General features: G+C 47.0%; 4 protein-coding genes. All 4 read left to right on the forward strand.

What is annotated here, in order from left to right; translation table 11 throughout:
* A partial coding sequence (locus DFR58_RS21230) for a non-ribosomal peptide synthetase (protein ID WP_147273232.1) occupies positions 1–1,665 on the forward strand: 1,665 nt, incomplete at its 5' end.
* Positions 1,666–1,710: 45 nt separating this feature from the next.
* Positions 1,711–6,531: a type I polyketide synthase gene (locus DFR58_RS21235; protein WP_170138279.1), complete on the forward strand. Its 4,821-nt coding sequence runs from the start codon at positions 1,711–1,713 to the stop codon at positions 6,529–6,531.
* Positions 6,518–8,518, forward strand: coding sequence for a type I polyketide synthase (locus DFR58_RS21240; protein ID WP_170138280.1), 2,001 nt, complete (start codon positions 6,518–6,520; stop codon positions 8,516–8,518). The genes DFR58_RS21235 and DFR58_RS21240 overlap by 14 nt, the downstream gene beginning before the upstream one ends.
* 40 nt (positions 8,519–8,558) lie before the next feature.
* The coding region (locus tag DFR58_RS21245; protein ID WP_147273233.1) for a TubC N-terminal docking domain-related protein at positions 8,559–8,740 on the forward strand (182 nt) is incomplete at its 3' end.

An 8,740-nucleotide genomic window follows, 5' to 3' on the forward strand; every position in this document is an offset into this window, starting at 1 on the left:
GTAATAGACATAAATAAAGTGGACATGCTGCAAATGACTCCTTCAAGGATGCAGCTTCTGCTTACGGGGAGCAGCAGCCTGTCGTGCCTTAAGGGCTTGAGGACTGTAATGATAGGAGGGGAAGCGGTGCCCGAGAGTCTCGTAAGCGAGCTTAGAAAGCATACCGAAGCGGAGATATACAACATGTACGGCCCGACCGAGACAACGGTGTGGTCATCGGTATCGCTGCTTGACGTAAAAAGGCCTATAGACATAGGCAGTGCAATAGCCAACACAAGGATATATATACTGGACGCACACGGCAGGCTGAAGCCTGTGGGTGTACACGGGGAGCTTTGCATATCGGGAGACGGGGTTGCAAGAGGGTACTTAGGCAGGAGAGAGCTTACGGAACAAAAATTCCTGGCCGATCCGTTTTTTGAGGGCGATAGGATGTACAGGACGGGAGACCTTGCAAAATATTTGCCCGACGGAAGGCTGCAGTGCCTTGGGAGGATAGACCAGCAGGTCAAAATAAGGGGCTACAGGATAGAGCCGGAGGAGATTGAAAAGCATCTTAAGGCGTGCGCTGGAGTAACTGAGTGCGTAGTAATTGCAAAATGCCATGAAGCGGGAGATAAGTATCTTGCCGCATATTATTCCGCGCCGGAGGAAGCTTCTCTTGCCGTGCTGAGGGAAAGCTTGTCTGCAAAGCTTCCCGATTATATGGTGCCCGAAATGTTTGTCTATATGGAAAGCCTTCCTTTAACCCCCAACGGCAAAATAGACAGAGGCGCTCTTCCCGAGCCGGGTTATGTGAGGCCCAAGCTTTCAAGCAGCTATAAAGAGGCCGACACGGAGGCGCAGAGCATTATTGCACAAATATGGCAGAGGGTTTTGAACAGGGACTTGGTGGGAGTGGAGGACAACTTTTTCGAGCTGGGAGGGAATTCCCTTTTAATTGTAAGAATGCATTGGGAGCTGGAAAAGCGTTATCCGGGACTTGTGAGTGTGGCAGACATTTTTGCATACCCCACCGTCTCAAAGCTGGCGGGCATTATTGAGAACAGGGATGTATTTAAAATAAAGGATCTTAAAATAGACAGGCTTCAAATGCCGGAGGATTTTTTTGCTTGTGCCGGGGGATATAATGACGGAACTGTAATACGGACTGTTTTGGGATGTGATTTATACCGAAGGCTTAAATCAATGGCATACAGGCTTGGGAGGAAGGAAGAGGATATACTCATTTCTGCACTCATTTACATGCTTTCAGAGGTATCGGGTGTGCAGAAATTACCTGTACACATTTCCGGCAAGGATAGGGAGATACGCGCCGAAAGCTTTAATCTTGAGGAAATTCACGATATTAATGACTTAATTTACCGTGTTTCAATGAAAATGGAATCAAGAGGTATAGACAATGTTATACCCATTAGATATTTAGACAAGATAAGGCTTGATAAGGACAAAGGCTCGGTGCTTGTGCTTTATACCTATAATTTTCAAGGCTTTCAGGATAATGCTTTAAGGCTTTACGACATAATTGTCAGGGCGGAGGAAGCAGAAGGAGACATAAATTTCATATTTGAATATGACGGGTCTAAAATCTCCAAAGAAAAGATGGAAGAGCTTATATTTTATTATATGGATATCATAGAAGTCATTTCGGCAGTTGACGGTTAAAAGAAGCGGCAGGCAAGGGATTAATACATGAGGAGTATAAAGCGTATGGAGAAAATTCTTGAATTTAAAGGCCGGGACAGGCCTGATGAGAATATAAAGCCCCGACAAAGGCTGGAGAGTATTTCAAGGAAGGACATAGCGATTATAGGCATGTCGGGAGTGTTTGGCAGTGAGGAAAACATAGAGGCTTTCTGGGAGGGTTTAAAAAGAGGCAAGGACTTTGTTTGTGAAGTTTCAGAGGAGAGAAAAAAGGAATGTGAAAGCTATATAAGCGTGCTTGGAACACTGGGAGTGCCGAGTGAAGATATAGAGTACCCGCAGGGTGCTTTCATGAACAGAATAGACACGTTTGATTGCCGCATGTTCAACATTTCGCCAATGGAGGCCGATTTGATGGACCCTCATCAGAGGATTCTGTTGCAGGTTATGTGGCAAACCGTTGAGGATGCGGGGTATGGGGGAAGAAGGCTGTCAGGGAGCAGAACGGGGATTTATGTCGGCCATAGCACGGATTTCGGAGAGGAATATAAGAGGTACAGCAGAATGGTGTCATCCTCAAATGAGGAGGCTGCCGTTACCGGCAATATACGATCCGTCATAGCAAGCAGGCTAGCGTATATACTGGACTTGAAAGGCCCCAGCATTACTATTGATACTGCGTGCTCATCGGCTCTTATGGCAGTTCATACGGCATGTCAGGCTATAAGGCTGGGAGAATGCGACATGGCTCTGGCTGGTGCGGCAAAGGTGCTGGTTGTACCCATAAGAGAGAATAAGGGGCAGGGAAATATAGGCATAGGCTCGTCAACTTCAAGGGCGAGAACCTTTGACGACAGCTCGGACGGTACGGGAATAGGCGAAGGCGCGGGTGCGGTTTTGCTAAAGCCTCTAAGCAAGGCTATGGAGGATGGGGATAATATATACGCGGTGATAAGGGGGAGTGCTTCAAACCAGGATGGAAGCTCGGTAGGAATTACTGCTCCCAACATGGCGGCACAGGAGGAGGTAATACTCAGGGCATGGAAAAATGCCGATATTGACCCTCAAACTGTGACATATATAGAAACTCACGGAACGGGAACCAGATTGGGAGATCCTATAGAAATCGGAGGCATTGAGAGAGCCTTTGAGCATTATACCGACAAAAAGCAGTTTTGTGCGGTGGCCTCGGTAAAGACAAACATAGGGCATTTAGATCATGCGGCGGGAATTGCCTCACTTATAAAGGCGGCTATGGCTTTAAAGCATGGCGAGCTTCCCCCGAGCCTGCATTTTGAAAGGCCGAACAGAAAAATTCCGTTTGAGGATTCTCCTGTATATGTAAATGACACGCTGAGTGCATGGGAAGGATTAGAATTTCCAAGGAGATGCGGAATAAGCTCCTTCGGGCTTAGCGGTACAAATTGCCATATGGTGCTGGAGGAGTATAATGCACAACAGAGCAGCGCGACAAAAGCTTTAAAGGAAAAGCATTATCCTAATATATTCGTGCTGTCCGCCAGAAGCATTGACAGCCTCAGCGAGCTGGTAGACAGGTATAATGAGCTGTATCAAAAGCCTTCAGCGCTTAAGGCGGAGGACATATGCTTTACTTCCGCCACGGGAAGGGGACACTATAACATCAGGCTTGCGATAGCAGTTAAAAACGAATGGGAGCTAAAAGACAGGCTTAATAGCATTAAAGGCTGTAACCCGGCAGATATAAGCTCAAAAGGAATATTTTTCGGACAGCATAAAATAGTTTCAGCCTCTAAGAGCGTAAAAGATGTGGGGGAAATTACAGAGTCTGACAAAAAGGCTTTAAGCGAAGAGGCCGGGAGGCTGGTGGAAGGCATTTTAAAGGCCGAAGGTTCTGAGGACACCGGGGAAATGGCGGAAAGGCTGTGCGGCGCTTACGTTATGGGAGCGGACGTAGAATGGGAAAGGCTTTATTCACGCTCTAAATATAAAAAAGTCAGTCTCCCTGCGTATCCCTTTTTAAAGGAAAGGCACTGGGTAAAGCCGGGGAATTTCCATATAGTGCCGCAATCGCACAGTGCGGAACATATAGGCCATCCCATACTGGATGCGTGTCTGGTAAGCTCGATGGATTCGGACATATACTCCACCATGTTCAGTGTTGACAGGCATTGGGTACTCAATGAGCACAAGATAGCGGGGAACTATGTTGTACCCGGGACGGCGTACATTGAAATAGCGAGAGAAATAGCCTCAAGGTATAATTCTCAGGATGCCGTTGAATTAACAGAGGTAATTTTTATTACGCCTCTTGCGGCGGAGAAAGGTTCTCCTGTTGAGGCTCAAATTATTGTAAGGGAAGGCAAGGACCGCAGAGATTTTGCAGTGGTAAGCAGATCGGGGCATGAGGGGGGATGGGTAAGGCATGTTGAGGGAAGCTTTTCCTTTGCCGGAAAGGAAAAGCTTCCCAAATATGATATGGAGCAATTGAAAAAAAGATTTTCCTCCGAACAGGACATTGATTATACCGATATGATGCAGGCGGTAGAGGTCGGGCCCAGATTTATGAATATGAAGAAGGTATACATAGGAGATAAAGAGGCGCTGGGCTATTTTGAGCTTCCCGAAGCCTACAGCGGGGATATGGATGAGTATTACCTTCATCCCGCCATTATGGACAGTGCGGTAAATATGGTCAATGATCAGGTCGGGGAGGGGCTTTACCTGCCTCTGTCGTATAAAAAGCTCAAAATATATGGAAGAATGCCCTCAAAAATTTATAGCTATATCCGTAAATCGGGACAGAAAGAAGAAAGCAGTGAAACAGGTACCTTTGAAATAGCCTTGATAGACACTGACGGCAATGTTTTTGCAAGGGTAGATTATTATACCGTAAAAAAGGTTCATTTTGCCGAAGCGCGTAAGCCGGTAGAGAAAGAGCCGGATTTCTATTATACGGGATGGATGCCTGAGCCGGCACAGCATACCGGGCTTTTGACGGACGGCGCGGCTGTGCTTGTATTTAAGGATAGCCGGGGGCTGGCGGAGGAAATATCAGATATTTTAAGAAATAAGGGTGTTAAGGTATATGAGGTGGAAGCAGGGGACGGATATGCGGCGAAGGATGAATACAGGTATGCTGTAGGACAGGCTCAGGAGGACTATGACAAGCTGATTTCAGCCACAGCCGGAAAAGTCGGCACCGTTTTGCACATGCTTTCAATAGATGAAGCACATAACCTTGATCCTGCCGATAAAAACGGCGAAAATGTTGAGCGGGGGATAGACAGCCTCTTCTTTCTGACAAAAGCCCTGATAGGTCAAAAGGCAGGCAATATTAATTTAACGGTTATAACTGATTATGCGTTTGAGGTTTCGGGAGACGAGCCGTGCATAAAGCCGCATAACGCTGCGCTGCTGGGATTTGCGAGGGTTGCGGCAAACGAATATGAGGCTTTGGGATTAAGAGGCCTTGATATAGATGACGGTATGTCTGCCGGGGACATTTTAAACCTGTTGGACAGCTCCGGCGCGGGGAGCTTTGCGGCTTACCGCAATGGCATTAGATATGTTGAGGAGCTTAGGAAGGCAGATGCCGAGGCTATTGGAAACAATAGAGTACAAATTAAAGAGGACGGTGTGTACATAATCACAGGAGGGGCGGGGGGAATAGGACTTGAGATAGCCCGGTATTTTTCGTCTCAAAACAATGTAAGGCTGTGCCTGATAAACCGGACCCCAATACCCGAGCGGAACGAATGGGACGGAATCACGGAAGAAAATAAACACTTTAAGCTGTGCAGGCTGATAAACACCATAAGGGAAATCGAGGCATCGGGATCAAGGGTGGTGCATTACAGTGCCGATGTTGCAGACATCGGGGCTTTGCGAGAAGTGATTTCGGAGGTACGGCAGGAATTTGGAAGCATAAACGGCGTTATACACGCAGCGGGAGTTGCGGGAGACGGGTTTATAATCAATAAGGAGAAGGAAGCTCTTCATGCGGTGATATCGCCTAAAATAGCGGGAACAGCGTTTTTAGCAAAGCTTACGGAGGAAGATAATCTTGACTTCTTCGTCATGTTTTCTTCCATATCAAGCCTGCTTGCGGCACCGGGCCAAAGTGATTATACCGCCGCAAACACCTATATGGATGCATATGCAGGGTATATGCTGAAAAAGGGCAGAAGGGCTGCTGCAATAGGCTGGCCTGCGTGGAGCGAAACAGGAATGGCGGTTGACTATAATGCTGTTGGAGAGGATGACGTTTTTCTGCCCATTTCGACGGCCGCAGCAATTAAAGCGTTTGAAAGGCTTATAAGCTCAGGCATGGCGAGAGTAATTCCATCAAAAATAAACTATGCAATCCTTGCCGGGGCACAGGGAGAGCTTCCGGTTGCCCTGTCCGAGGAAATACAAAGCGAGGTTGAAAAAAACAGTCGCAGTAAGAGCCCCAACGCTGTAACGCCGGCAGCGGCTGTCGGTACGGGAGTAGTTCTTAAGGGAAGGGTGGGGCAGAGCTATACCCAAACCGAATATGAGCTTGCGGGCATATGGAGTACCGTGCTGGGAATACAGGATGTGGATATTTTTGACAACTTTAGTAATGTCGGGGGAGATTCCATACTTGCTACCAGACTGCTCAGGGAAATGCAAAAGAAATACGGAGGGCTGGTTGATATATCGGATGTGTTTACATATTCCACTATAAATGAAATGGCACAGTACATAGACAGCAGGAACGGCAATGCGGGAGAGCTTGAAATGGAAGATGAGGGAAATGACGGAGACAACGAGCCGGACAGCAGCCTGGACGATGTGCTTGAAAAGCTTTCAAAAGGTGAAATGTCAATAGAGGAAGCCGAAAAACTGATTAATTTGGGGATGGATGAAGATGAGTCTGATTAAAAGCTATATTATCCGGCAGGTTGCCGCTAATGCCCTATCCAAGGAAGAAGCCTCCAAAATGCTGGCTGAGCTTAAGACGAAGCCTCAGACACAAGAGAACGAGATAGCGGTTATAGGCATGGCATGCAGGTTTCCGAGGGCTAACAGCATAGGGCAGTACTGGGAAAACTTAATAAACGGCAGGAATTGCATAGGGGAGCTTTCACCCTTAAGAAGGAAGGATTACCTTGACATACTTGCCAACAAATCCTTCAGGAATTCCATGATCAATTCCCAAATTACCGAGGAGGATGTCCGGCAGGGAAGGGTGGAGTTTGCGGAGGCGGGATATCTTGACGAGATAGATAAATTTGACGCTGATTTTTTCCGCATATCCCAAAACGAGGCGATGTTTATTGATCCCATTCAGAGGGTATTTATGGAGATTGCCATGGAGGCGATAGAGGATGCCGGGTATGGAGGGAAAAAGATTTATGGAACAAGGACGGCAATATATGTGGGACGGGATTACACCAATTCTTCCATTTACAGCATTGCCACCGAGCAGAATGCCATGCACTTGACAGGCTCATGGACGGGAATACTTGCGACAAGGCTTTCATACCTTTTAAATCTCAGCGGGCCGGGAATGGTAATAGACACCGCTTGCTCCTCGGGTGCTACTGCAATACATGAGGCATGCCGAACGCTGAAAAACGGAGAATGTGACTATGCGCTTGCAGGAGGCGTACACCTTTCCATACAGCATGATATAAAAGGACAGGGCTCAATGCTGTCAATGGTTGAATCGGGGGATTCAGTAATAAGAACCTTCGACAAAAGGGCAAACGGCACGGTATGGGGCGAGGGAGTGGGAGTGCTTATGCTGAAGCCGTTATCGAAGGCTGTTTTAGACAGGGACAACGTTTATGCGGTAATAAAGGGCTCCGCAGTTAATAACGACGGTGCCTCCAACGGAATAACCTCTCCTAATGCTCATGCTCAGGAGAAGGTTATAATTCAGGCGTGGAAGGAAGCCGGGATAAATCCCGAAAGCCTTTCATATATAGAAGCTCACGGCACGGGGACGGTTCTGGGAGATCCCATTGAGGTTAAGGCACTTTCAAATGCATTCTCAAAATATACGCGTAAAAAGCAGTTTTGTGCAATAGGCTCGGTAAAAACTACAATAGGACATGTTGTAGCCGCGTCGGGCGTTGCGTCTGTTATAAAGGTAATACTTTCAATGAAAAATGGAATGGTCCCTGCCATAACAAATTTTGAGGAGCCAAATCCGTATATAAATTTTTGTGAATCTCCCATGTATGTAAATGACAGCCGCCGCCTGTGGGAGTCGGGAGAACAGCCCAGAAGAGCCGGAGTAAGCTCCTTCGGCTTTAGCGGAACTAATTGCCATATTGTTCTGGAGGAGGCTGGGGAGGCTGCGAGCAAGCATGACCATGAGCAGCAGGACTTGAATATATTTACAATGTCTGCTATAAAAGAAAGTGTATTATATGATTATATAGACAGGTATATACAATTCTTTGAAGGCGCAGACATATGCGGTTTTATGGACACATGCTTTACGGCAAACACCGGAAGAGGACACTATGCACACAGGCTGGCATTTGTGGCGGGAAGCATTGAAGAATTAAAAGCAAAAATTCTGGCGGTGAAGCAAAATGGATTGCTTACATCTGCGGAGGGTGTGTTCTACGGCTATCACAACGCTGTACCGCAAAACACCGACGCTGCAAAACAGGGGGATGGGTCAAAATCGGAAAAGATTGAGGCAAGCAGGCTTGCTGAAGAATTTCTTTCGGACAAAACCATTTACGATATGAATGACAGAGAGCTGTTAAACGAGTTGTGCAAGCTCTATGTTAAGGGTGCTGACATTAGCTGGGGCAGGATATACGGGGAACGGAATTTCAACAAGGTTCATCTGCCCGTATATCCTTTTGAGAGAGTAAGGCTATGGGCAAATGTGAAAAGGGATGAATAAGCGGCGTATAAAATACAATTAACAGAAAGGGGCGGCGGCAGTGAAGGAATCTGTAAATACCATTCATGAGTTTGTAAAAGAGCTTGAGGCAATGAAAATAAGGCTATGGGCAGAGGACGGAGCTTTGCGGTATAAGGCGCCTGCCGGCGTCGTTTCCGGGGAGGTGCTGGAGAGCCTTAAGAGCAGGAAAAAGGAGCTTATAGAGCATCTGAGAAAAAGAGA

The sequence above is a fragment of the Anaerobacterium chartisolvens genome, from assembly GCF_003337415.1.
Lineage (GTDB): Bacteria > Bacillota > Clostridia > Acetivibrionales > DSM-27016 > Anaerobacterium > Anaerobacterium chartisolvens.

What these genes read in the sequence shown, in the direction of transcription:
- DFR58_RS21235 (WP_170138279.1), top strand. Translation starts at nt 1,711, where the DNA reads ATGGAGAAAATTCTTGAATTTAAAGGCCGGGACAGGCCTGATGAGAAT.
- DFR58_RS21240 (WP_170138280.1), top strand. Translation starts at nt 6,518, where the DNA reads ATGAGTCTGATTAAAAGCTATATTATCCGGCAGGTTGCCGCTAATGCC.